This is a genomic window from Streptosporangium subroseum (genome assembly GCF_900188345.1).
Classification (GTDB): Bacteria; Actinomycetota; Actinomycetes; order Streptosporangiales; family Streptosporangiaceae; genus Streptosporangium; species Streptosporangium subroseum.
In genome coordinates this window covers 103,686-128,125 of the sequence record NZ_FZOD01000011.1, presented here as the reverse complement: position 1 = coordinate 128,125, position 24,440 = coordinate 103,686, and the positions used below count along the sequence as shown (strand labels likewise).

The window sequence follows — 24,440 nt, the reverse complement described above, 5'->3', positions numbered from 1 at the left end:
TGCTGCATTCACCGCAACCCTGCTTGTTATCAGCTGCAGCCGCTGGTGGAGCCGCAGCCTTCGCAGACGTAGCAGCTGCCGGCGGGTCGCATCTTGGTGCCGCAGGTCATGCAGAGCGGCGCGTCGGCGGTGCGGCCCTGGTGGGACTCCAGGGAACCGACCCGTTCCGGGGCCGCCACGGCGACCACTTCCCGGCGGAGCTGCGGCTGCTCCTCTATCGGGGCGGAGGTGGCGAGCTCGGCGATGACCTCGTCGGTGTGGATCGGGGCCGGGTCCTCGCCGCGCTGCTGGGCGGAGCGCTCGGAGGCGGAGAAGATGCCGAGGGCGGCTCGATCGTCGTAGGGCAGGTGGTCCAGGGCCAGGCGACGGAAGATGTAGTCCATCACCGAGGCCGCCATGCGGACGTCCGGGTCATCGGTCATGCCGGCCGGGTCGAAGCGCATGTTGACGAACTTGCCGACGTAGGTCTCCAGCGGCACGCCGTACTGCAGGCCTATGGAGATGGCCACCGAGAAGGCGTCCATGACGCCCGCGAGGGTCGAGCCCTGCTTGGACATCTTCAGGAAGACCTCGCCGAGACCGTCGTCGGGGTAGGACGAGGCGGTCATGTAACCCTTGGCGCCGCCCACGGTGAAGCGCGTGGTGGTGCTGGGGCGCTGGTTCGGCATCCGGCGGCGGGTCGGGCGGCTGATCTCCACGACCTGGACTTCCGGCTCCGCGGGAGCGACCTTCTCCTCGTTCTTCTTGCCGGCGACGGAGAGCGGCTGGCCGACCTTGCAGTTGTCGCGGTAGACGGCCAGGGCCTTCAGGCCGAGCTTCCAGCCCTCCATGTAGACCTGCTCGATGTCCTCGATCGTCGCGGACTCGGGCAGGTTGACCGTCTTGGAGATGGCGCCGGACAGGAACGGCTGGGCCGCGGCCATCATCCGGACGTGGCCCATGGGGGCGATCGCCCGCTCGCCCATGGCGCAGTCGAACACCTCGTAGTGCTCCCGCTTGAGACCGGGGGCGTCCACGACGTGGCTGTTCTGGGCGATGTATTCGACGATCGCCTCGACCTGCTCCTCCTGGTAGCCCAGCTGCCGGAGCGCGCGCGGGATCGTCTGGTTGACGATCTGCATGGAGCCGCCGCCGACGAGCTTCTTGAACTTGACCAGGGCGAGGTCGGGCTCGATGCCGGTGGTGTCGCAGTCCATCATCAGGCCGATGGTGCCGGTGGGCGCGAGCAGCGAGGCCTGGGCGTTGCGGTAACCGTTCTTGTCACCGAGCTTGAGGCACTCCGCCCACTGCTTGGAGGCCTCCTTGTGGATGGCGCCGTCGATCGCGTCGATCGTGTGGAGGGCGTCGTTGGCCGCGCTGTGCTTGTGCATGACCCGCTTGTGGGCGTCGGCGTTTCGGGCGTAGCCGTCGTACGGTCCGACGACCGCGGCCAGCTCGGCGCTGCGGCGGTAGGAGACGCCGGTCATCAGCGAGGTGATCGCGCCGGCGACGGCCCGGCCGCCGTCGGAGTCGTAGGCGTGGCCGGTGGCCATGAGCAGCGCGCCGAGGTTGGCATAGCCGATGCCCAGCTGGCGGTAGGCCCGGGTGGTCTCGTCGATCTTCTGGGTCGGGAAGTCGGCGAAGGTGATGGAGACGTCCATCGCGGTGATGACCAGCTCGGTCACCTTCACGAAGCGCGCGACGTCGAAGGAGTCGTCGTCGTTCAGGAACTTGAGCAGGTTGATGCTCGCCAGGTTGCAGGAGGAGTTGTCCAGGTGCAGATACTCCGAGCACGGGTTGCTGGCGGTGATGCGGCCCGTCTCTGGGCTGGTGTGCCAGTCGTTGATCGTGTCGTCGTACTGGACGCCCGGGTCGGCGCACTCCCATGCCGCCTTGGCCATCTTGCGGAACAGGTCCTTGGCCTCGACCGTCTCGATGACCTCGCCGGTGAGGCGGGCGCGCAGGCCGAACCGATCGCCCTTCTCCACCGCGTTCATGAACTCGTCGGAGACGCGCACGGAGTTGTTGGCGTTCTGGTACTGGACGGAGACGATGTCCTTGCCGCCCAGGTCCATGTCGAAGCCGGCGTCGCGCAGCGCGCGGACCTTGTCCTCCTCGCGCGCCTTGGTCTCGATGAACTCCTCGATGTCGGGGTGGTCCACGTCCAGGACGACCATCTTGGCCGCGCGGCGGGTGGCGCCGCCCGACTTGATGGTGCCCGCGGAGGCGTCCGCGCCGCGCATGAAGGAGACCGGGCCGCTGGCCGTACCGCCGCTGGAGAGCAGTTCCTTGGAGGAGCGGATCCGGGAGAGGTTCACGCCGGAGCCCGAACCACCCTTGAAGATCACACCCTCTTCCTTGTACCAGTCGAGGATGGACTCCATCTGGTCGTCGACGGCCAGGATGAAACAGGCGCTGACCTGCTGCGGCGAGGCGGTGCCGACGTTGAACCAGACCGGCGAGTTGAAACTGAAGACCTGGTTGACCAGAGCGTGCTTGAGCTCATGGTCGAAGATCTCGGCGTCTTCCTCGGTGGCGAAGTAGCCGTGCTCGACGGCGGTCCTGGTGTAGACGCCCACCACGCGGTCGACGAGCTGCTTGAGGCTCCACTCGCGCTGCGGGGTGCCGACCGCGCCGCGGAAGTATTTGGTGGTCACGATATTGGCGGCGTTGACCGACCAGGACTGGGGGAACTCGACGCCCCGCTGTTCAAAGTTGATCGATCCGTCGCGCCAGTTGGTCATGACGATGTCACGGCGCTCCCAGAGCACCTCATCGTAGGGATGCACCCCAGGTGTGGTGAAGATGCGCTTCATCCTCAAACCCTTGTGCACTCGCTTGCCCCCACGTGTAACCGCGCCACTGACGGTTTCCGTCATGACTTCCCCCTTCCGGGGCTCTTGCGGAGCCCTCGAGTCGGATACATCAACAACGCGCCGCCCTGTCCCCCGGCGCACGGGGTCTGATTCAGTCCTGCTTGATGGAACGCTCTGTCCTCAACTGCTCGATCTCTGCCTCGAAGTCGGCCAGGGTCTCGAATCCGCGGTAGACGGAGGCGAACCGTAGGTAGGCCACTTCGTCCAGCTCGCGGAGTGGGCCCAGGATCGCGAGCCCGACCTCGTGAGCGGCGATCTCCGCGCATCCGGTCGCCCGGATGCTCTCCTCGACCAGCTGGCCCAGCTGGGCCAGCGAATCCTCGCCGACCGGCCTGCCCTGGCATGCCCGCCGGACCCCGGCGACCACTTTGTCCCTGAAGAATGGTTCGGTCACGCCGCTGCGCTTACTCACCATGAGCAGCACCGTCTCCTGCGTGGTGAACCTGCGCCCGCACTCCGGGCACGTGCGCCTGCGGCGGATGGCGCCGCCGTCCTCGGTGGACCTGCTGTCGATGACCCGCGTGTCAGGGTGACGACAGAACGGACAATGCACGCGGTCGCCTCCTTGACCGGCTGAGCGGCTCATCCACCTCATGCACCTCGCGGCTCTCGAATCGAGACGCCTGCGCACGCCCCTCGAATAGTCGAGATGCGGTAATGGAAACACAATCTATGGTGAAGGATGTCGCCGAAGCCACTAGATGTTGTGGTCCAACGGTAGGAGTGTCGGACCATGAACGCAAGTTAGGAAGGCCCTTTGCAGCGAAGTCGCTGATCAGCCCTCATCGCCCGGCGTGTCGCCCCCCGAAGGCCCGTCGAACGACCTCCCGACTGCCCGCGGACCTTCCGGCAATCTTTCGAACGAAACTTCGGAGACCTCTTGGGCCACCCCCTCAGGGGGCCAGGCCGTCGGGCAGGTAGAGCCGCGTCCCGGGCTGGAGCACAGAGCCGGACAGCCCGTTGAGATCCATGATCCGGCGAGCCACCCTGCCGGGATCGACCTCTCTCGTCGCCGCGTCCGCGATCTCCCGCAACGTGTCGCCCTCGTGCACCACGACCCAGGGCAGGCCCTCGTGACCGCTCCGCTCGCCCGCCGAGGCGGCGTCGATGCGGCCCCCGATCCAGAGCCCCCCCAAAGTGATCAGCGCGAGCGCCGCCACCATCACGATTCTCCCACGCCGGGTGAGGCGGAGCGGCGCGTGAGAACGCCGGGCGTTTCCCCGCGGGCCCGGCCGCGGAGGCGTCACCGCCCGGGCTCGCGGCGCCGGCACGGATCGCAGGACCCTCGCCGGTCGTGGCGTCACCGCAGGTCGTGGCGTCACGGTGGGTCGCGGCGCCTTCGAGGATCTCGATGACGGCACGGATCGCAACGTCCTCGCGGACCGTGGCGTCGGCACGGATCTCGATGACGTCACGGGTTTCGACGGTGTCGCAGATCTCAGTGGCGTCGCGGACCTCGGCGTCGGAACAGACCTCGACGGTGTCGCGGACCCCGGCGTCGGAACGGACCTCAGTGGCGTCGCGGACCTCGATGACGGCACGGCCGGCGCGACCGGCACGGCGCCCGATGGCGGCAGAGATCGCCGCACCCTCGCGGGTGGCGGTGTTTTCGATGTTTGCGGTGTTCTCGGTGTTCTCGGCGTTCTCGCGGGCTCCGGTGGCGTCGCGGATCTCGGTGACGGCACGGATCGCAGCGTCGTCGCAGTCGGCTTCAAAATGGCCCCCATCCCTTCGACCTGGCCGAACACATGTCGAAGAAAGATCGGCGAATCGAACACGATGTCGATCGAACTCCCGTACGATGTTGTACACCACGCTGGCATCGATTTCGAGGACATTCGAACAATTGTTTGAATATGATCTTCGGTCGAGGTACGGTCGCTGTGTGCGACGTAATCAATACAGACCGGGATGCGAGGAGATCGCATGAGCGAACATGATGAGAACGGTTCGGCCACCAGCGACCTGGCGGTACGTAGGCGTGACTCTCTTGGCCTCACCCCCAGACAGCGGAAGATCCTTGAGGTTATCCGCGACTCCGTGCAGCAGCGGGGCTATCCGCCGTCCATGCGGGAGATCGGCGAGGCGGTGCAGCTCACCAGCACCTCCAGCGTGTCGCACCAGTTGACGGCGTTGCAGCGCAAGGGGTATCTGCGCCGCGATCCGCACCGCCCGCGCGCCCTCGAGGTGCGCCTTCCCGGCGAGCCCGCCCTGTGGATGGATCCCAGTGCCGGCGACGACGAGGCGCCGATCAACCGCCCGACCGCGGCCTACGTGCCGCTCGTCGGCCGGATCGCCGCCGGTGGCCCGATCCTCGCCGAGGAGAGCGTCGAGGACGTCTTCGCCCTGCCCAAGCAGCTCGTCGGCGAGGGCACACTCTTCCTGCTCCAGGTGGCCGGCGACTCGATGATCGAAGCGGCGATCGCCGACGGTGACTGGGTGGTCGTGCGCCAGCAGCCCGTGGCCGACAACGGCGACGTCGTCGCGGCGATGATCGACGGCGAGGCCACGGTCAAGACCTTCAAGCGCAAGGACGGCCACGTCTGGCTGGTCCCGCACAACGCGAACTACGATCCGATCCCGGGTGACGAGGCCACCGTCCTGGGCAAGGTCGTGGCGGTTCTGCGCAAGCTCTGAGACGACGCATCCGAGGGGAGTGGGCCGCCCGGTCAGGGCCGCCCCGCTCCCCTCCGTCGTTCAGCGACGCTGCTCCCGGAGCAGCTCCACGACCGCGGTGATGTCGGAGTCGCTCCAGCCACGCCCGGCGGCTTCCTCGTAGCGCTGTTCGACCAGCCGGGCGATCGGCAGCTCAAGGCCCTTCGACTCCGCGACCTCGGCGAGGAGTCGTACGTCCTTGGCACCGAGCGGCGTCGTGAACCATCCGCGATGGTCACCCCCGATGAGGTCGTCGAGCCGGTTGTGCAGGGCGGGCGCGATCGTCGGCCACTCGAAGAGGAAGTCCCGCAGTATCGCCTCGTCAAGCTCGGCCGCCTGGCCCGTGGCCACCACTTCCGCAAGAACGGCGATGCCGGACATCATCAGATAGTTGTTCAGGAGCTTGTACGTCAGGGCGCCTCCGGGATCGCCGCCGCAGTAGTACCAGCGCGCGGTGAAGGCATCCGACCAGATCGGCTTCAGCCGGTCCACGAGGTCGCGTTCACCGCCCACCAGGCCCACGGCCTGTCCCGCGACGACGGCCTGCGGGCCTCCGACGATGGGTGCGGCCACAAATCGGCCTCCCGGCGCCAGGTCCACCAGCGCGCGGGTCGTGACCGGAGAGACGGTGCTCATGTCGGCCACGACCGGTCCGCCGGGATCCGATCCGAGATCGGCCAGCCGAGCCATGACATCACGGACCGCCTGATCATCGGCGAGCGACAGCAGCACGGCCTCGGTCCCCCGCGCGGCCTCGGCCGGCGATGGGGCCTCCGCGGCGCCGGCGTCGACGACCTCGGACGCCTTGCCCGGAGTCCGGTTCCAGACCGTGACCGCATGACCGCGTTCGAGCAACCGCAGGGCCAGCGCCCGCCCCATGTTGCCCATCCCGAATACTGATATCCGCATGTCCCATCCCTCTGTCAGCGAATGTCTTCCTCCTTTCGCGACCGGCTACGCGGGGACGGCACGAAGAGGTGCGAAGTCTTTACGACAGGGCGCCGAGGATGGGCGAGTGCGATCCGCCCGACACGCCACGACCTCGCCACCTTGGACGGCGAAGACGGCGCGGCGGGCTCGTCGTCCTCGGCTGAGATCTCAGACCGGCGGACGGAGCCGTCAGGCGTCAAGCACCCGTGCCGCGTCACGCGCCCTGCGAGACGCCGCGTGACGCGGCACGGGAAATCTCCGGAGTCCGTCCGGAGATCAGATCAAGGGACGATGTTGACCAGCTTGGGCGCGCGGACGATGACCTTGCGCGGCACGCCGGACAGGAAGGGCTGGATCTTCTCCGAGGCCAGTGCCAGAACCTCCAGCTCCGCATCGGAGATCTCCGGGGAGACCTCCAGCCGGTCGCGCACCTTGCCGGCGACCTGGACGACGCAGGTGACGGAGTCCTGGACCAGCAGGGCCGGCTCGGCCACCGGCCAGCCGGCCGTGGCGACCGTGGCGGGGTGCCCCAGCCGCTCCCAGCCCTCCTCCGCGGCGTACGGCGCGACCAGCGACAGCATGACGGCCAGGGACTCGGCGGCCTCCCTGACCGCCGGGTCGGAGGCGCCGGGGCCGGAGTCGATGGCCTTGCGGGCCGCGCTCGTCAGCTCCATCATGCGGGCCACCGCGACGTTGAAACGATGGGACTCGATCAGCCTGGTGACCTCTTCGATGGTCCGATGGACGACCTTGCGCAGGCTCAGGTCACCGGTGGCGAAGTCCGCGCCGGGAGCCGACGCCGCGCCGGCTTCGGTCATGACGCGGAACGCGCGGGCCAGGAACTTCTGCGACGCGGCCGGGGAGAGGTCGGCCCAGTCGATGTCGTCCTCGGGCGGGCCGGCGAACACCACGGTCAGCCGGACCGCGTCCACGCCGTAGGAGTCGATCTGCTCGCCCAGGTCCACGCCGTTGCCCAGCGACTTGGACATCGCCTTGCCCCGGTTGATCACCTGCCCCTGGTTCAGCAGGCGGGTGAAGGGCTCGACGAAGTCGACCATGCCCATGTCGTGCAGGACCTTGGTGAAGAACCGCGAGTACAGCAGGTGCAGCACGGCGTGCTCGACGCCACCGACGTACTGGTCGATCGGACCCCACTTGCGCAGCTTCTCCACGTCGAAAGGACCGCCCTCGTAGGTGGGGTCCACGTAACGCAGGAAGTACCAGGAGGAGTCGACGAAGGTGTCCATCGTGTCGGTGTCGCGCTTGGCCGGGCCACCGCACTTGGGACAGTCGACGTTGACCCAGTCTTCGGCCGAGGCCAGCGGAGAGACCCCCTTGGGGGTCAGGGCCTCGCCGCGCAGGTCGGGCAGGGTGACGGGCAGCTGGTCGTCGGGGACGGGGACCTCGCCGCAGTCGCCGCAGTGAATGATCGGAATCGGGCAGCCCCAGAAACGCTGGCGGGACAGCAGCCAGTCGCGCAGCCGGAAGTTGACCGTGGGCCGGCCGGTGCCCCGCTCGCTCAGGACCTCGGTGATCCTCCGGATCGCGTCGGCCTTGGTCAGGCCGTCCAGCGGGCCGGAGTTGACCATCGCGCCATCGCCGGAGGTGGCGACGCCGGTCTCCCCGGGGTCGGCCAGGCCGGTGTGCACGACCACGCGGACGGGCAGGCCGAAGGCGCGGGCGAAGTCCAGGTCGCGCTGGTCGTGCGCGGGAACCGCCATGATCGCGCCGTGGCCGTAGTCGGACAGCACGTAGTCGGCGGCCCAGACCGGCATGCGCTCGCCGTTGACCGGGTTGATCGCGTAGCGGCCCAGGAAGACGCCGCTCTTCTCCTTGTCGGTGGACAGCCGGTCGATGTCGGACAACTTGGCCACCTCGGCCCGGTAGGCCTCGAACGCCTCGCGCCGATCGTCGGTGACGATCTCCGCCGCCAGCGGCGCGTCCGGGGCGACCACGAAGAAGGTCGCGCCGTACAGGGTGTCGGGACGGGTGGTGTAGACGGTGACCGGCTCGTCACGGCCCTCGATCACGAAGTTGACGTCGGCGCCCTCGGAGCGGCCGATCCAGTTGCGCTGCATGGTCAGCACGCGCTCCGGCCAGCCGTCCTTCAGCTGCTCCATGTCGTCCAGCAGCCGGTCGGCGTAGTCAGTGATCTTGAAGTACCACTGGGTCAGCTCGCGGCGGACGACGTCGGCGCCGCAGCGCTCGCACCTGCCGCCGACGACCTGCTCGTTCGCCAGCACGGTCTGGTCGTTGGGACACCAGTTGACCAGGCCGCCCTTGCGGTAGGCCAGCCCCCGCTCGAAGAAGCGGATGAACAGCCACTGGGTCCACTTGTAGTACTCGGCGTCGCTGGTGTGCAGGCGGCGCGACCAGTCGAAGGAGACCGCGTAGCGCTTGAAGGAGTGGGCCTGGGTCTCGATGTTGGCGTAGGTCCACTCGGCGGGGTGCGCGTTACGCCGGATCGCCGCGTTCTCGGCGGGCAGGCCGAAGGAGTCCCAGCCGATGGGGTGCAGCACGTTGTAACCGCGCTGGAACCAGTAACGCGAGACGACGTCGCCGATGGCGAACACCTCGGCGTGGCCCATGTGCAGGTCGCCCGAGGGATAGGGGAACATGTCGAGCACGTAGCGTCGCTCACGCGTGTCAGCGGGGTCGTCGGAGCCCCGGAAGGGGTCGAGTTCCTCCCATCGCTGCTGCCACTTGACCTGCAGTGCCTGCGGGTCGTAGTGCTGCGCGTCACTCTGCATGTCGGCTTGCTCGCTCACGTCAATCTTCCCTCGGTATAAGTCTGTGCAGATGATCAGGCCCGTTCTGCCCCAATGGAAAAACCCTCCGCTCACGCGGAGGGCAGCCGCATCGGCGGGGACTCAGAGCCAGGAAAGCCGATGCGGCCCGGTAAGCAGCAGGGTCGCGGCATGCATATCCCAAGCCTATCGCAGTCCATCACGTCATATTCGTGGCCTGGGGAAACAAGACCGATCATGGCGAAAGGGGGACAGGCGGACCGACAGGTCGACACAATAGGAACGTTCATACATCTGGACAAGACGAGACCAGATGGCGATACACCTGTTGTGACCTCGTACGTCCCCCCGCTTACTCTCTTTACCGTGGCATATTCAGTCGAGCCAGGGCAGGGCCCGGATCCTTCGGAGGTCGGCCTGCCCATGCAGGATCCACCAACCGACCCCACCGGACTCCAGTTCAGGGGGGCGTTCGCCAGTTTCCCTGCGAACTCCCCTGTCTCACGTGAGACCATGCCCAATACCCTTAATTCGGGCACCCGCGCGGGAGGTAAGGAAAGCATGGCCTCGGAGCAGTCCAGCCAGTCCCACCCGCCTCGGGCATGGCCGGAGGCAGAAGAGCCACCGCCCACCTGGGCGCAGGATCCCCTTGGCACCAGCAGCCCCCGACTTCCTCTCCCCCAGGACGAGCCCCGAGTCGACGGCTCCTGGCAGACCTCCCCCGGCACCACTTCTCCCGGCAACGGCTGGCAGCAGGCCGCCGCACCGCAGGGAGGCAACGACGGGTGGCAGCAGACCCCCGGTCCCCAGGGAAACGGCGACGGCTGGCAACAGGCCTCCTCCGGTGCCTCTGCCCCCGGTAACGGCTGGCAGCAGGCCGGCGCCCCTCAGGGAGGCAACCCAGGCCGCCTGCCGGGAGGCGGCGACGGCTGGCAACAGGCCGCCGGCTCTCAGGGAAGCGGTGACGGCTGGCAGCAGGCCGCCGCACCGCAGGGAGGCAACGACGGGTGGCAGCAGGCCTCCGGCCCCCAGACCGACGCTTCCTGGCAGACCTCTCCCGGCAATCCTTCTCCCGGGAACGGCTGGCAGCAGGCCTCCGGCCCTCAGGGGGGTAACCCGAGCCGTCTGCCGGGAGGCAGTGACGGCTGGCAACAGGCCTCCGGTCCTCAGGGAAACGGCGGATGGCAGCAGCCCGCCCCCGGCGCTCCCTCCCCCAACGACGGCCGGCAACAGCCCTCCCCGGGCAACGGCCGGCAGGTCTCCTCCCTTGAGAACGTGTGGCTGCCGGCCACACCGGCGCAGGGAGGCAACGACGCCCGTCAGCAGGCCTCCGGCCCCCAGGGAGGTGGCCAGGGCCGCCCGCAGGCTCCCGGTTCACCGCCGGCCGAGCCCTGGCAGACCTCCGCGGCTCCGAGGGAGAACCTCGGCTCCTGGCCGCCGGCCCAGGGGGCCGAGAACGGCGCGTGGCCCCCTGCTCCTCCGGTGGAGAGCACGGCGTGGAACGCGGGTCCCCCCGCATCGCGGGATCCGCTCTTCTCCCCCCCTTCCTGGGCGAATCCTCCAGCCGAAGCCCCCGCCTCCTGGGCGAACCCCCCGGCCGAGGTCCCCGTCGCTCCGTTCGGCGGTGCTCCCTCCGGCAACGGCGCCCCTCTCGGCAACGGCAGGAGCAACGGCGGCACCAATGGCACCAACGGCGGTAACGGCGCCGGCCCCGCACCGCGGCGCAGCTACGGCGTGCCGGACAATCCCGCCATGTGGGCTCTGGCCGCCGCGACCGCCGCGGCCGCGTCGTCGGCCGCGTCGGACGTCCCCGTCTTCCCGCCTCGGGGGCCCGACGTTCCTCCCGGCAACAACCCTCATACCCAGCAGACCGTGCAGATGCAGCTCCCACAGGCTCCGCCGACACAGCCGGGCCAGCCAGGGCAGCAGGGCCAGCCGGGCCACCACCTGAGCCGGGATCCGTCCGACCCGAACAAGCCGTTTGTCACCGCGGGCCAGATCAGCGGCCCGAAGACCCCTCCGCCCGAGCGTCAGCAGGAGTTGTGGAACACGGTCTTCGGTGAGAACTACCAGGCCATGGACGAGGAAGAGGATCTCGAGGGGCAGGGCAGACCCGTCTGGGTCTTCGCCCTCGCGGGCTCCGTGGTCCTCGCGCTGATCCTCGCGCTGCTCTGGGCGTTCATCGCCGGACCGCTGGCCTCCACCGAGGAGGAGCCCACAACCTCGACGGCCAAGCCCGCGGCCACCGGCAAGAGCGCCGCCAAGCCCAAGCCGGTGGGCCGTCTGCCGCGCTTCCCCGGAGAGGCCTCGCCCGTCGCCGGCACCCTCACCGACCAGGGGGCCGGGATCACCCTGGCCAAGCTCAGCACTCCCTGGCGGCAGGACCAGCGCCCGACCGTGCCCACGGTCTTCGGATTCTCCACCCGCCAGTATCTCCCCGCGGGCCCGGACTCCACGGGCAAGACGCAGTTCGCCCAGGTGATGTCGGGGCCGCTCTCGCCCCGGCTGAAGAGCAAGTACACCTCACCGGAGAACCTCGCCCCCGTGATCAACGCGGTCGCGTCCGCCGGCCGTAAGAAGTTCTTCCCCGAGGACAACACCGCTCGCAAGACCGCCCAGCAGACCCTGACCGTCAACGGCCTGCCGGGTCAGCTCGCCGCCTATGAGATCACCTCTGGCGAGGCCAAGACCACCATGGTCGTGGCCGCCGTGAACACCGGCGCCGACCTGCCCGCGATCGTCTACATGTCGGTGCCGGACAGCAAGAAGGAGCTGCTGCCCGACATCAACACGGTCTTCAAGTCGATCAAGGCGTCGACCTCTTGACCTCCTCCCCGGTTTTGCGAACCGGGGATTCCGGCACTCGGCCTTCCAGCCGGGTGCCGGCGGGTCGCGGGTGACTCAGAACTCGCATTTCATGTGCTTGATCCCGTTGATGAAGCTGGAGTAGAGCCGTTCCGGGCTGCCACCCTCGATCTGCGGAACGCGGCGAAGCAGTTCCCGGAACATCACGGTGATCTCACGGCGGGCCAGATGGGCGCCGAGGCAGAAGTGCGGGCCCGGTCCGCCGTAGCCGACGTGCGGATTGGGGCTGCGGGTGATGTCGAAGCGGAACGGGTCGGGGAAGACGCGCGCGTCCCGGTTGGCGGCCCAGTAGTACAGGACGACCTTCTGGCCCTTGCGGTAGAGCTGGCCGTTCATCTCGTGGTCGCGAGTGACCTTGCGGCGCATGTAGTTCACCGGCGAGGCCAGGCGGACGATCTCCTCGACCGCCCCGGGGAGGCGCCCCTCCAGATCCTCCAGCAGCAGGGCGCGCTGGTCGGGGTTCTGGGTGAGGAGACGCAGGCCGTACGAGATGGCGTTGCGCGTGGTCTCGTTGCCCGCCACGACCAGCAGGATGAAAAACGAGCCGAGCTCCTGGGCGGTGAGCTGCTCCCCGTCGATGTTGGCGTTGACCAGCGATGAGATGAGGTCGCTCGTGGGGTGTTCGGCCCGCTGCGCGGCGAGGTCCTGGACGAGCTGCTGCAGCTCCATCCCCGCGGTCAGCAGCTTCTCGGCGACGGTGGACATGTCCTCGCCGCCGTATTCGGGGTCGAACCCTCCGAGGATCATGTTGGACCGGTCGAAGACCGTGCCGTAGTCCTTCTCCGGGATCCCCATCATGTCGCAAATGATCTTCAGGGGCAGCTTGGCGGCCACCTCCGTCACGAAGTCGCACCCGGACCCCTTGGCGATGAGGTCGTCCACGATCCGGGCGGCCGCCGTGTCGACGTCGGCCTCGAACTGCTTGATCATTTTTGGGGTGAACGCCCGGGAGACGATACGGCGGAGCCGGGCGTGCCTCGGGTCGTCCATATTGATCATCGAGCCGAAGTACTCGGTGAACTCCGGCGGCATGTCCGGGATGTTGGTGGCTCCGCCCTCTCCCGAGCAGAACACCTCGGGGTTGCGGCTGGCCTCCAGGATGTCCGCGTGCTTGACCAACGCGTAGTATCCGGGACCCTTCGGCGCGTAGGTGAGCTCCATCTCCTCGTAGAAGGCGGGATGCTCCAGATCTCGCAGGAGCTGGAAGGCATGCTCCCGCTCCGGCATGGGCCTGGCCCAGAAGTCGTAGTCCGACAGGTCGAAGTCGGCGGCGGAGATGATCGGCTTCCGCTCGGCTGGCGTCACGCTCATGGCGCCAATCATTTGCGAAAGCAACCACTTACGTCAATGGATCGAACCATAAGCCATGATTTAAGAGGCTATGGCTTTAGAAATCACAGTTGAGATGCTTGATGCCGTTGATGAAACTTGAACGCAGACGGTCGGGTTCACCGACGGAGCGGATCTCCGGGATCCGGGTGAACAGCTCCCGGAACATCACGGTGATCTCACGGCGGGCCAGATGGGCGCCGAGGCAGAAGTGCGGGCCCGGTCCGCCGAAGCCCAGGTGCGGGCCTTCGACACGCTGGATGTCGAAGCGGTAGGGGTCGGAGAAGACGGCCTCGTCACGGTTGGCGGCCCAGTAGTAGAGCAGGACCTTGTCGCCCTCGCGGTAGAGGTGGCCGTTCATCTCGTGGTCCTGGGTGAGACTGCGGCGCATCCAGGCGACGGGTGAGGCCAGCCGGACGATCTCCTCGACCGCTCCAGGGAGGCGCCCCTCCAGATCCTCCAGCAGCAGGGCGCGCTGGCCGGGATTCTCGGTGAACAGGTGCAGACCGTGCGAGATGGCGTTGCGCGTGGTCTCGTTGCCCGCCACGACCAGCAGGATGAAAAACGAGCCGAGCTCCTGGGCGGTGAGCTTCTCCCCGTCGATGTTGGCGCTGGTCAGGGAGGTGATGAGGTTGTCACCGCCCTCGGCGGCCAGGGAGACGACGAGGTCCTGCAGGCGCTGTCCCGCGCCGAGGAGCAGCTCGGCCGCACGGCTGATGTCCGCGATGAACTCGGGATCACCGCCCGACAGGATGATGTTGGACGCGTCGAGGACCATCTGGTAGTGCTCGGAGCCGACGCCCATCATGTCGCAGATGATCTTCAGGGGCAGTTTGACGGCCACCTCCGTCACGAAGTCGCATCCGGACCCCTTGGCGATGAGGTCGTCCACGATCCGGGTGGCCTCAACCTGCACGTCGGCCTCGAACTGTTTGATCATTTTGGGGGTGAACGCCCGGGAGACGATACGGCGGAGCCGGGCGTGCCTCGGGTCGTCCATATTGATCATCGAGCCGAAGTACTCGCCGAAGTCGGCCCCCAGGTCCTGGATGGAGGTCGTGCCCCGGCCCGAGGAGAAGACATCGGGGCGGCGGCTGGCCTCGACGATGTCGGCATGCCTCACCAGGGCGTAGAAGCCGGGCCCCGGGGCGGCATAGGCGACCGGCGGCTCGGGGAACAGGATCGGGGCCGGCTGCGCGCGCAGCAGCGCGAAGGCCTCCTCGCGTTCGGCCATCGGCCGCTCCCAGAAGGTGATGTCCGACAGATCGATGTCCGCGAGTGAAACCGTCACACCAGCCTCCGTTGGAATCTCATCCCGTTCACCGAGTCCCCCCACATGATCTTCACCTCAACCGCTCCAGGACGAGATCGCCGACCTTTCGAGGCCCCTGGGCTTGGGAGGGGCCCGGTGCCGAGAACATGTTCCACCCTGGAGCCCGGCGAAAGGAAGCCCGCCGCCCCCCGCCTGTTCCGGACACGGCGGCCCTCACGCGCTCCACGGGGACGGGAACGGCGCCGGGCGCGCTCGGTGGCATGACGACGGACGGCGGACGCCACCGTGCCGGCCCGGTCGTCACCGTCACCCGTTATCCATGATCAGATCGGCGGCCTTTTCGGCGATCATGACGGTGGGCGCGTGGGTGTGCCCGCGGTTGATGACCGGCATGACGGAGGCGTCGACGACCCGGAGGGCGTCGATCCCCCGGACCCTCAGGTCGGGATCCACCACCGAGTCGGCGTCCTGCCCCATCCGGCAGGTGCCGACCGGGTGGTAGAGGGTCTCGCTGCGCTCCCGGATCCAGCGGGCGAGCTCCTCGTCGGTCCGCGCACCCCAGTACGGGTCCATCGGCGGTCCGGCGAGCGGTCCGAGCGCCGCGGTCTCGAACAGCTCCCCGGCCTTCTTCAGCCCGGCGACCAGCCGCCGGAGGTCGGCCTCCGCCGTCAGGTACCCCGGATCGATCACGACCTCCCCGCCGTCCAGGGAGACGCGTCCGCGGCTCTCCGGCTGGAGCAGGATCACGGCGATGGTCAGGCCGTGACCCGGCGGCGGGGTGAGCCCGTGGTTGATGAAGGGACCGGGAGCGAAGATCAGCTCGATGTCGGGAGCGGGCTCGTCGGGGGAGGTGCGGATGAAGGCCACGGCCTCACCGACATTGGAGGTGAGCATGCCCCTACGGCCGACCAGGAAGCGGAGCAGGTTGCCGACCGACTCCGCGCCCGCGAGCGTGATCGACTGGGGACAGTGCAGGAAGATGCCCGAGGCCAGGTGGTCCTGGAGGTTCTTGCCGACCTGGGGAAGCTCGTGGACCGGCTCGACGCCGCCCGCCCGCAGCTCGCCGGCCGCGCCGATGCCCGACAGCATCAGCAGGTGCGGGGAACCGATCGCGCCGGCCGACAGGATGACCTCCCTGCGCGCCCGCACCACCGTGCCGTCGCCGTACTTCACGCCGGTCGCGCGCCCGTCGGCGACGAGTATCCCGTGCACGTGCGAGGAGGTCAGCACGGTGAGGTTGGGCCGCTTCGCCGCGGGCCGGAGATAGGCGTCGGCGGAGCTCCAGCGGCGGCCCCTGTTCTGGGTGACCGGGGTCTGGGAGTAGCCCTCGTTGGAGGGGCCGTTCAGCTCCGGCAGGCGGGTGAGCCCCAGCTCCCCGCACGCCTGGAGGAAGGCCGCGGTGGCGGGGTTGGGGGTGCGCAGCTCCTCGATGTGGATCGGGCCTCGCGTGCCGTACACACCGCCGTGGTTGGAGCCGACGCGGCGCTCGATCCTCTGGAAGTACGGGAGGACCTCGTCGTAGGACCAGCCGGGAACGCCCCAGCCCTCGTAGTCGGCCCTGTGCCCGCGCACCCACATCTGGGCGTTCATCGACGAGGAGCCGCCGAGCATCCGGCCTCGCGGCCAGTAGAGCTCGCGGCCGAACATCTCGGCCTGCTTGGCGGTGGTGAAGTTCCAGTCGACGTCGGTCTTGAAGAGCTTGCCGAACCCAGCGGGCATCCGGACCTCGATCTTGTCGTCGGATCCGCCCGCCTCGATCAGCGCGACCGTCACCCCCGGGTCCGCGGAGAGCCGGTTGGCCAGCACGCACCCCGCCGATCCGGCGCCTACGATCACATAGTCGTACTCCATGCCCACTGACCTTTCCTCGCACAAGACGGTCAGCTCGCCTCCCCGTAAGCGGGCTCTTACGTATCTACCCTTCCATTGCCTGCCCGTCAATTTGTAATGACAGTTACCTACCGGTAGGTATCCCGATCTGGAAATATGAGCGAAATCAAGGGCTTGCTCTGAGGAGGACGCACCATGCTCAACCTGTCGATCGTGCTGGAGGACAGCACCCGGGAGTTCCCCGACCGCACAGCACTGGTCTTCGGCGACCTGCGGCTGCCGTACTCCCTGGTCGACACCGTCGCGAACCAGGTCGCCAACCTGCTGGTCTCCCGGGGCATCGGCAAGGGCGACAAGGTCGCGCTGGCCTGCCCCAATCTGCCCTACTTCCCGTTCGTCTACTACGGGATCCTCAAGGCCGGGGCCACGGTCGTACCGCTCAACGTGCTGCTGCAGTCGAGGGAGATCGCCTACCACCTCGACGACTCCGACGCCAAGGCGCTGTTCTGCTTCGAGGGCTCCCCGGAACTGCCGCTGGGCGAGCGAGGGCGGGCGGGCTTCGAGAACGCCTCGTCGGCGGAGCACTTCTTCGTGCTGCCCGCCGCCGCGTTCGCCACGGAGTCCGAGTACGGCGAGACGCTGTGGGCGGCGCTGGAAGGCCTGCCCGGCACGTTCGAGACCGTGCAGACCTCGCCGGACGACACCGCGGTGATCCTCTACACCAGCGGCACCACGGGCCAGCCCAAGGGCGCCGAGCTCACTCACCAGAACATGCTGCTCAACGCCATGGTCTCGGATGAGATGTTCCCGCGCACCGAGGGCGGCGACGCCTACCTCGCGGTGCTGCCGCTGTTCCACTCCTTCGGCCAGACGGTCGTCATGAACGCCGGGTTCCGGCGTCACGCCACCGTCGTGCTCATGCCGCGCTTCGAGCCCGGCCCCGCCCTGGAGCTCATCCGCCGCGAGAACGTCACGCTGTTCGCGGGCGTGCCGACCATGTACTGGGCCATGCTGACGAAGATCCACGCCGACGGTGACGAGGTGCCCACCTCGCTCAAGATCGCGTCGGCGGGCGGCGCCTCCTCCCCCGTCGAGGTGCTCAGGGACTTCGAGGCCACCTTCGGCATCGGCATTCTCGAGGGCTACGGCCTGTCGGAGACCTCACCCGTGGCCAGCTTCAACCAGCTCGGCAGGCCCACCAAGCCCGGCACGATCGGCACGCCGATCTGGGGCGTGGAGATGAAGCTCGTCGACGGCGACTGGAAGACGATCGAGGGCGAGGGTCCCGGCGAGATCGCGATCCGGGGTCACAACGTGATGAAGGGCTACTACAACCGGCCCGAGGCCACCGCCGAGGTCATGAACAACGGCTGGTTCCGCACCGGCGACATCGCCACCCGCGACGAGGACGGTTACTACTCGATCGTCGACCGGGCCAAAGACATGATCATCCGGGGCGGCTTCAACGTCTACCCGCGGGAGATCGAAGAGGTCCTGATGACCCACCCCGACGTCTCCCTCGTCGCGGTGGTCGGAGTCCCGAACGACTCGCACGGCGAGGAGGTCAAGGCCTATGTCATCCGCGTCCCCGGAGCGACCGTCACCGAGGAGGAGCTGGTCGCCTGGTCCAGGGAGACCATGGCCGCCTACAAGTATCCGCGGATCGTCGAGTTCCGTGACGCGCTGCCGATGACCGCCACCGGCAAGATCCTCAAGCGCGAGCTCCGCTGAGCGCACCGCGGCCGGGGCCGTCGCCCCTCGGCCCGCGCGGACATGGCGTCGTGTTCGAGTCCCCTTTCAGCCGGTGCTCGGCACGGCGCCGTGCTCGTGGCGCCTTCTCCGCCCGTACCTGGGCGTGACATCGCGTTCGAGGACCTTTCACCCGTGCTGGGCACGTCAGCCCGTGCTGGGCATGACCTCGTGTTCGAGCCAGGTGAGGAAGTGGCCGAACCCGCCCGGTGCTCGTGCGGCGCGGCGCGCCGAGGTCACCACGGCCACGTCGGTGGTGCGCAGAACGCGTCTCCCCGCCGATTCCAGGGCGCGGACGAGAGCGTGGTCCTCACCGGTCCGCAGCGCGCTGAACCCGCCGGCCGCCAGGTAGGCGGCGGCGGTGACGCCGAGGTTGGCGCCGTGCACGTGCGGATGCCATCGGGTGGCACCGTCCGCCCCCACCCCGGCCGCCCCCTCACCGGCCATCCCGGCATCGGCCGTCTCCACGCCGACGGCGTACCGCTCGGTGTAGACGGCCTGGTACCGCGGGGAGTACTCGGCCCAGTCGGTGACCATCACGGTGCCGACGACGGCCTCCCACCCGTGGCGGGCGTGCCTGAGCTGGCGGCTGAGCCAGCAGGGCGGGACGAGGGTGTCGGCGTCGGTGGTGGCCAGCCAGACGGTCGCGGGATCCAGGGCGCGGGTCCGGTGCAGGAGTTCTTCCGCGCCCGCCCGCCGTGCCTGCCCGACATTGGCCATGGTGCCCTCCACGACGGTCGCTCCGGCCTGCGCGGCGAGGGACGCCGTGTGATCGTTGCACGTGTCGGCGACGACGATCAGGTGAACCGCCATACCGGTGATCATGCGCGCGGCCAGGTCCACCGCTGCCAGGCATGAGGGCAGCAGGTCCTCCTCGTCGCGGGCGGGTACCACGACCCCGATGGCTTGGATCACACAAGTCCTTCGGTCTCGGCCACCGAGGGAGCCGTGGAACCGCGGAGATAGACCTCGGCGAGGAAGTCCGGTTCGCGGTGGTCGACGAGGCGGGTGAGCTCGGTACGGCCGGCGAGGGCGTGGTGCACCTCTTCGCCGCTCCGCGGATACTCGGCGACGGGATGTCTCCAGTGCACCGCGAGGAGGGTGCCGCTGGGGCTCAGCGCGGCGGTCGCGAGGTCGAGCATCAGGTCCAGGTCCTCGCCGCCGAAGTAGTAGAGCACCTCGGACAGCACGATGAGGTCGAATCCGCTCTCCTGTCGCGGCCAGTCGCCGGGCATGGTGCGCCGTTCCACCCGCGTCCACGGGTAGCCGGCCGTACGCTCGGCGGCCGCCGCGACCGCGACGGGAGACAGGTCGCAGGCCAGCAGACGATCACAGCGCGGGGCGAGCAGCGCGGTGAACACTCCGATGGAGCAGCCGACCTCGAAGGCGTCGCGGTAGCGGCGGGAGGGCAGCAGCGCGGCGCTGATGGCGTATTTGCGTTCCTCGTACCAGCGGGAGGTGAACCCCCACGGGTCGGGTGAGGCCGAGTACATGTGCTCGAAGTACTCCGGCCCGAGGGTCGACGCCTCGGCCGTCATCGGAAGAGCACCTCGTGGTCACGGGTGAAGTGGGCGAGGATGCCGGGTGGGAGCACGGCTTCCAGGCCGTCGCGAGGCTCCAGCTGGCTGGCGAAGCAGCCGATGGCCGCCAGCTTGCGCGCCCGGTCCGGCGGTGGCAGGGGGATCCGCAGCGCCCGGCTCCAGGGCAGCCGCACGTCGCCGGGCCGGGCCCAGTGCCAGGTCCAGATCGGATAGAAGCAGGGCCGCAGCCCGGCCGCCACCGCGGCCCGGCCCGCGGCCTCGTGATCGGAGTGCACGTCCGCCTCCCACGGGGCCAGGCACACCTGAAACCCGGCGGCCGCCTCCTTCAACGCCTCGGTGAGCTCGCCCTCGTGGGCCGCCAGTCCCGTGTCGGGCATCCCCAGCCGCACGATCTCGACGGCGTGGGCGCCGAGCGCCTCCAGTGCGGACTCGCTCTCCTTCACCCGTCGCGCCGCCAGCGCCGGCACATCGGCGATGCCCGGGTGGGAGGCCTCTCCGTCGGTGACGGCGATCAGTCGGAGCCGTACGTCCGCGGCCGCCAGCAGCGACAGCAGCCCGCCCACTCCCAGCACCTCGTCATCGGGGTGAGCGGCGATCACCACCACGCTCTGCCAGCCGCCGTACGCGAGCGCGGGAAGGGCGCCGAGCCCCGGCCACGCGCGCCACTCGGCCTCCGGGGTCCCCGGGGCGTCGATGGGGTTGAGGGCCGGCCGGCCGGCCTGTTCCGCGTTCACCAGACCGTCCCCTGCTCGGCGATGAGCGCGCCCAGCGCGGCCAGGTCCCGTTCGGCGTGATGCTGGCGCAGATAGACCGTCAGGTCGGCGACCCTGCGCCCATGTGCCCTGTCGCGGGCGAGGGGCCCGGCTCCCAGCGCCCTGCCCACCCGGCCCATGACGTCGGTGGACACGGCCTCCACCAGTGCCTTGAGACGCAGCGAACGCAGCCTTCCCGCGTCCTTGAGATCGTGGGGATCGGCGTCGATCTCGTCGGCCGCCTCCTTCAGGGCGGCCCTGGCGGTCCGCAACGCCACGTCGGTCGCGCCCAGATGGGCCAGGGCGTGCGGGCCGACGTCCCGCTCACCTGCGGCGACCAGCAACGTCTCGGCCACTCCCCTGGCTCCTCCGTACCAGCACGCGGCGACGCCCGCACCGCCGTGGTGGAAGCCGGGTCGTTCCACGTATCCGCCCACCGGTCCTACCGGTTCGGCGCGAACCGCGTCGAAGAAGACGTCCAGGGTGTCGCTGGCGGCCATTCCCGTCGCCCCCCAGCTGTCGGCCACCGGTTCCAGGGCCTCGACCGCGACGGCGAAGAGGCGGGGGCCGTCCGGTGCCTCGGCGGTCACCAGGGCATGGGTGCACACCCGCGCTCCCGAGCAGTACTGTTTGGTCCCGCGCAGCCGCCATCCGCCTCCCTCGAAGGTCGCCGTGAGGGACGGGCCCGGAGGCTGTGCCGCCCACACGCCCCACCGGCTGTCCGGTGAGGGGCCCGGGCCGTCAAGCTCGGCGAGGATCGCGACGGCGTCGGCGTGGCCCTCGCACAGTCGCGCCAGCGACAGGTCACGCTGGGCCAGCGAGGCGAACGCCTCCCACCGCTGCATGGTCCGGCCCGCACCGGGCAACGGAAGCTCCAGCCGCCCCGACTTCACCGCGGCGACGAACTCCCCGCCGACCTCGCCGTACCGGGCGGAACTGCCTTGCTTTTCCCCGTTCACAGGCTGGGGACTACCCCGCCGAAGGCATTCCTATCACCCGGCGCGGGCGATGAAGAAGGCAGCGTTCTTCGGGTTCTCCGAATGGATCGTCAGGTCACGGGTGCGTACGGCCCCTTCCCACGAAGTCTTCGTGGGAAGGGGCCGTACGCGATCCGGGACGAGCTCGCCCGCATTCCGCCTTACCCGCTGTCCTGTAAGTCAGCGCCCTGCACGTCAGAACGAAATACGTTAAAACGCCATGTTTCAGGGCACTGTGCTTCAGGGCCAGTCGAGCGAGGGGCGGAGGGGCATGTGAGCCTTGCCTTCGGAGTCGAGTTTCACCCCGAGAAGCTGGTGGAGCTGGATCTTGTTACGTTCGAAGCCGACCACGCAGCCGGCCATGTAGAGGCGCCAGACCCTGGCCCTGCCTTCGCCGACCTCCTCAACCGCCTCGTCCCAGTGCTCGTCGAGGTTGGCGCACCAGTAACGGAGGGTCTCGGCGTAGTGCTCGCGCAGGTTCTCCTCATGGCGGATCTCAAAACCGAGATCCTCCATCTGACGGACGAGGTAACCCACCGACTCCAGCTCCCCGTCGGGGAAGACGTAGCGGTTGATGAACCCCTTGGTGTTGATGGTCTTCTCGGTGCCCGTCGGCCGGGTGATGCAGTGGTTGAGCAGCCGCCCGCCCGGGACGAGCTTGTCGTAGAGGAACTTGAAGTAGAACGGCAGCTGCTCCTTGCCGATGTGCTCGGTCAGTCCGATCGAGCTGACGGCGTCGAAGTCGGTCTCCTTGACGTCCCGGTAGTCCGTGTAGCGGACCTCGGCAAGCTCGCCGAGTCCCGCCTCGGCGATGGCCTTCTGGGCCCACTCGGCCTGCTGGCGCGAGAGGGTGACGCCCAGGGCCTTCACCCCGTACTCACGGGCCGCGTGGATGACCATGCCGCCCCAGCCGCAGCCGACGTCCAGCAGCCGCATGCCGGGCTTCAGGTCCAGCTTGCGGGCGACCAGGTCGAACTTGGCGTACTGCGCCTCCTCCAGCGTGGACTGCTCGCTGGGGAAGACCGCACAGGTGTAGGCCATGGAGGGGCCCAGCACCCACGAGTAGAACTTGTTGGACACGTCGTAGTGATGGTGGATGGCCTCGGCGTCGCGCTGCTTGGCGTGCCTGCTGCCCATCTTGGCCAGCATGCTGCGCCGCATCTCCTGCGGAGGCGGCGGCACCCGCTTCAGCAGCGGCCGTACGCCGAGAGCGCGCACCGCCGCCGCTTTCTGGCTCATCGGCAGGTCGTTCATGGTGAGCGACCACATCCGGGAGAGCAGGGCGTAGACGTCTCCGTGGATGTCGATGTGCCCGGACACGTAGGCCCTGGCAAGTCCCAGCTCGCCCGGCGCCTGTGCCAGGTAGGCTACGGCGACGGGGCTCTTCACCTCGATACTGATGTCCGAGCTGACCGGTCCAGCCTTGCTTCCGTCGTAGGCGATGAAGCGGACGTCCGCCTCAGGGCCCATGACCTTCTCAAAGATTTCTGCGAGCATCACAGAAACAACCTCCCTAGCGCCCCCGTACACACTTGTCGTAGAGGTCGAGCAACCGGCCACCCCCGTCGTATGCCCGCTTGACCGGCCAATAGGCCTTACCGTTATAAAACTTCCAGAATTCGTCCCGGGGATAGAACGAAGTGGAGTATAGAGACTTGTGCCCGTCCAGCTCGTGCACCTGGTGCTCGATGAGGCGGTTGTAGTAGCCGTCGAACTGGCCTCGGGGCAATGGGACCATCCCCCAGAAACCGAAGTTCACGTACAGCCGCCCCTGCTCCAGCGGGTAGAGAGGCCACTCGCCGTTGGACTTCAGCGGGCACATCCAGACCGGCGCCATGCCGACCTTGTCGTGGAAGAACTCCAGGAACTCGGCGCCCCGCTCGACGGGCACCTCGATGTCCTGGATGACCGACTCCTGCAGAGGCTGGCCACGCCAGCGGTCCACTCGGGCGATCACGCCGTATTTGTGGTCGAGCCCGACGAGCTTGCGATAGACGTCGGAGCGCATCCACTTGCGCGGCATCAGCGAGCGCACGAGCGCCCCCTGCACGCCGAAGGCGCGCGAGCACCAGAACCAGTCGGTGTCCCAGCGCCACAGGTAGTCGCGGACGGTCAGCCAGTCGCGAGCCCTGGTCTGGATCGACCGGTAGTAGATGCGCATGCCGGTGTAGTCCGACAGGTACGGGGCACGCTCGGCGAAGCGCCCGACGGTGATGTAGAGCTCGCCGGGGCCGAAGAACGTGCCGTCCACGAAGTCGACCCGCTCCCCCTCGTGCTCGCCGCTCTCGCAGATCTCCTTCATGGCGATCATGCACTTGTCGGCGTCGGTGAAGGGGATGTGGCTCAGCCGGACGTACGGCTGCACGGCCCTGAGCTTGATCCGGATCCGCAGCGCGTAGCCCAGCGTGCCGTAGGAGTTGGGAAAGGCGCGGAACAGGTCGCGGTGCTCGTTGTCGTCACGGGCCACGACGATCCGGCCGTCGCCGGTGAGGATCTCCAACTCCTCCACCGACTCGTGCGGCAGGCCGTCCCTGAAGCTGCTGGACTCGATGCCCAGCCCCGTCACCGCACCGCCCAGCGTGATGGTCTTCAGCTGCGGCACGACGTACGGCATGAGCCCGTGCGCCAGCGTGGCGTCCACCAGATGCTCGTAGGTCGTCATGCCCTGGACCTCGGCGGTCATGGTGATCGGGTCGACCTCAATGACCTGGTCCAGGTCCCGGGCCGACAGCTTCGCCGCCTTCGCACCCTCCCTGAACCGGAACAGGTTCGTGGTGGCCTTGGCCAGCCGAGGCACCGCGTCGGCGGGGAGGGCGGCGTAGGACTCTCTGATCTGGTCCACCGCCCGCCGGTGTGCCGACATCTGTGTCATCTGTTGCACAGTAATCACCCCCATGACCTTCATCGAAAGATCGCCCCTAGCACGGTATAACTCGG

The 24,440-nt window shown here is 68.4% G+C and carries 18 protein-coding genes; 4 read left to right on the top strand and 14 right to left on the bottom strand.

The features are described 5' to 3' along the window. Positions 1 to 29 precede the first annotated feature (29 nt). From CHC08_RS14135 to CHC08_RS49545, 3 genes are all read right to left on the bottom strand, one after another. Positions 30 to 2,858: a vitamin B12-dependent ribonucleotide reductase gene (locus tag CHC08_RS14135; RefSeq protein ID WP_089207715.1), complete on the bottom strand. Its 2,829-nt coding sequence runs from the start codon at positions 2,856 to 2,858 to the stop codon at positions 30 to 32. An 88-nt stretch (positions 2,859 to 2,946) separates the two neighbouring features. Continuing rightward, positions 2,947 to 3,408, bottom strand: a complete 462-nt coding sequence (nrdR, locus tag CHC08_RS14130; RefSeq protein ID WP_089207714.1) for a transcriptional regulator NrdR — start codon at positions 3,406 to 3,408, stop codon at positions 2,947 to 2,949. Positions 3,409 to 3,748: 340 nt separating this feature from the next. Beyond that, the gene (locus CHC08_RS49545; RefSeq protein WP_179282035.1) at positions 3,749 to 4,018 is read right to left on the bottom strand and encodes a LysM peptidoglycan-binding domain-containing protein; all 270 of its coding nucleotides are present in this window, start codon (positions 4,016 to 4,018) and stop codon (positions 3,749 to 3,751) included. A gap of 160 nt (positions 4,019 to 4,178) precedes the next feature. Between CHC08_RS49545 and CHC08_RS49540 the strand changes: the two genes are divergently transcribed. Then, a complete protein-coding gene (locus CHC08_RS49540; RefSeq protein WP_179282034.1) occupies positions 4,179 to 4,709 on the top strand; it encodes a hypothetical protein in 531 nt (176 codons plus the stop codon). Between the two features lie 72 nt (positions 4,710 to 4,781). Continuing rightward, positions 4,782 to 5,492: a transcriptional repressor LexA gene (gene lexA / locus CHC08_RS14120; protein ID WP_089207712.1), complete on the top strand. Its 711-nt coding sequence runs from the start codon at positions 4,782 to 4,784 to the stop codon at positions 5,490 to 5,492. 60 nt (positions 5,493 to 5,552) lie between these two features. Here lexA and CHC08_RS14115 read toward each other — a convergent pair whose 3' ends face one another. Together CHC08_RS14115 and leuS are read right to left on the bottom strand one after the other, a co-directional pair. Next, the gene (locus CHC08_RS14115; protein WP_089207711.1) at positions 5,553 to 6,419 is read right to left on the bottom strand and encodes an NAD(P)-dependent oxidoreductase; all 867 of its coding nucleotides are present in this window, start codon (positions 6,417 to 6,419) and stop codon (positions 5,553 to 5,555) included. 302 nt (positions 6,420 to 6,721) lie between these two features. Then, a complete protein-coding gene (leuS, locus tag CHC08_RS14110; protein ID WP_089207785.1) occupies positions 6,722 to 9,190 on the bottom strand; it encodes a leucine--tRNA ligase in 2,469 nt (822 codons plus the stop codon). Between the two features lie 558 nt (positions 9,191 to 9,748). On the opposite strand from leuS, the gene CHC08_RS14105 reads away from it, so the two are divergent. Further along, positions 9,749 to 12,013 (top strand): hypothetical protein, encoded by a 2,265-nt coding sequence (locus tag CHC08_RS14105; RefSeq protein ID WP_089207710.1) that lies wholly within the window; start codon positions 9,749 to 9,751, stop codon positions 12,011 to 12,013. A 75-nt stretch (positions 12,014 to 12,088) separates the two neighbouring features. Here CHC08_RS14105 and CHC08_RS14100 read toward each other — a convergent pair whose 3' ends face one another. From CHC08_RS14100 to CHC08_RS14090, 3 genes are all read right to left on the bottom strand, one after another. Next, positions 12,089 to 13,363 (bottom strand): cytochrome P450, encoded by a 1,275-nt coding sequence (locus CHC08_RS14100; RefSeq protein ID WP_245878307.1) that lies wholly within the window; start codon positions 13,361 to 13,363, stop codon positions 12,089 to 12,091. Between the two features lie 76 nt (positions 13,364 to 13,439). Beyond that, complete coding sequence (locus CHC08_RS14095) at positions 13,440 to 14,672, bottom strand: cytochrome P450 (protein ID WP_245878306.1); 1,233 nt, start codon at positions 14,670 to 14,672, stop codon at positions 13,440 to 13,442. A 288-nt stretch (positions 14,673 to 14,960) separates the two neighbouring features. Next, the gene (locus tag CHC08_RS14090) at positions 14,961 to 16,505 is read right to left on the bottom strand and encodes a GMC family oxidoreductase (RefSeq protein WP_089207708.1); all 1,545 of its coding nucleotides are present in this window, start codon (positions 16,503 to 16,505) and stop codon (positions 14,961 to 14,963) included. Positions 16,506 to 16,679: 174 nt separating this feature from the next. On the opposite strand from CHC08_RS14090, the gene CHC08_RS14085 reads away from it, so the two are divergent. Beyond that, positions 16,680 to 18,215, top strand: a complete 1,536-nt coding sequence (locus CHC08_RS14085) for a long-chain-fatty-acid--CoA ligase (protein WP_089207707.1) — start codon at positions 16,680 to 16,682, stop codon at positions 18,213 to 18,215. Positions 18,216 to 18,380: 165 nt separating this feature from the next. On the opposite strand, the gene CHC08_RS14080 is transcribed toward CHC08_RS14085, so the two are convergent. The 6 genes from CHC08_RS14080 to CHC08_RS14055 form a co-directional block, all read right to left on the bottom strand. Continuing rightward, complete coding sequence (locus tag CHC08_RS14080; RefSeq protein ID WP_089207706.1) at positions 18,381 to 19,148, bottom strand: glycosyltransferase family 2 protein; 768 nt, start codon at positions 19,146 to 19,148, stop codon at positions 18,381 to 18,383. Continuing rightward, a complete protein-coding gene (locus CHC08_RS14075) occupies positions 19,145 to 19,771 on the bottom strand; it encodes a class I SAM-dependent DNA methyltransferase (RefSeq protein ID WP_089207705.1) in 627 nt (208 codons plus the stop codon). The genes CHC08_RS14080 and CHC08_RS14075 overlap by 4 nt, the downstream gene beginning before the upstream one ends. After that, a complete protein-coding gene (locus CHC08_RS14070; RefSeq protein ID WP_179282033.1) occupies positions 19,768 to 20,508 on the bottom strand; it encodes a PIG-L deacetylase family protein in 741 nt (246 codons plus the stop codon). The genes CHC08_RS14075 and CHC08_RS14070 overlap by 4 nt, the downstream gene beginning before the upstream one ends. Next, positions 20,505 to 21,485, bottom strand: coding sequence for an acyl-CoA dehydrogenase family protein (locus CHC08_RS14065; protein WP_245878305.1), 981 nt, complete (start codon positions 21,483 to 21,485; stop codon positions 20,505 to 20,507). The genes CHC08_RS14070 and CHC08_RS14065 overlap by 4 nt, the downstream gene beginning before the upstream one ends. A gap of 258 nt (positions 21,486 to 21,743) precedes the next feature. Then, positions 21,744 to 23,003 (bottom strand): class I SAM-dependent methyltransferase, encoded by a 1,260-nt coding sequence (locus CHC08_RS14060; protein WP_089207703.1) that lies wholly within the window; start codon positions 23,001 to 23,003, stop codon positions 21,744 to 21,746. A gap of 13 nt (positions 23,004 to 23,016) precedes the next feature. Further along, on the bottom strand, positions 23,017 to 24,375 hold the full coding sequence (locus CHC08_RS14055; RefSeq protein WP_089207702.1) for an FAD-binding oxidoreductase: 1,359 nt from the start codon (positions 24,373 to 24,375) through the stop codon (positions 23,017 to 23,019). Between the last annotated feature and the right edge of the window lie 65 nt (positions 24,376 to 24,440).

What these genes read in the sequence shown, in the direction of transcription:
- CHC08_RS14135 (WP_089207715.1), bottom strand. Translation starts at nt 2,858, where the DNA reads ATGACGGAAACCGTCAGTGGCGCGGTTACACGTGGGGGCAAGCGAGTG.
- CHC08_RS49545 (WP_179282035.1), bottom strand. Translation starts at nt 4,018, where the DNA reads ATGGTGGCGGCGCTCGCGCTGATCACTTTGGGGGGGCTCTGGATCGGG.
- lexA (WP_089207712.1), top strand. Translation starts at nt 4,782, where the DNA reads ATGAGCGAACATGATGAGAACGGTTCGGCCACCAGCGACCTGGCGGTA.
- CHC08_RS14115 (WP_089207711.1), bottom strand. Translation starts at nt 6,419, where the DNA reads ATGCGGATATCAGTATTCGGGATGGGCAACATGGGGCGGGCGCTGGCC.
- leuS (WP_089207785.1), bottom strand. Translation starts at nt 9,190, where the DNA reads ATGCAGAGTGACGCGCAGCACTACGACCCGCAGGCACTGCAGGTCAAG.
- CHC08_RS14105 (WP_089207710.1), top strand. Translation starts at nt 9,749, where the DNA reads ATGGCCTCGGAGCAGTCCAGCCAGTCCCACCCGCCTCGGGCATGGCCG.
- CHC08_RS14100 (WP_245878307.1), bottom strand. Translation starts at nt 13,363, where the DNA reads ATGAGCGTGACGCCAGCCGAGCGGAAGCCGATCATCTCCGCCGCCGAC.
- CHC08_RS14090 (WP_089207708.1), bottom strand. Translation starts at nt 16,505, where the DNA reads ATGGAGTACGACTATGTGATCGTAGGCGCCGGATCGGCGGGGTGCGTG.
- CHC08_RS14085 (WP_089207707.1), top strand. Translation starts at nt 16,680, where the DNA reads ATGCTCAACCTGTCGATCGTGCTGGAGGACAGCACCCGGGAGTTCCCC.
- CHC08_RS14075 (WP_089207705.1), bottom strand. Translation starts at nt 19,771, where the DNA reads ATGACGGCCGAGGCGTCGACCCTCGGGCCGGAGTACTTCGAGCACATG.
- CHC08_RS14055 (WP_089207702.1), bottom strand. Translation starts at nt 24,375, where the DNA reads ATGACACAGATGTCGGCACACCGGCGGGCGGTGGACCAGATCAGAGAG.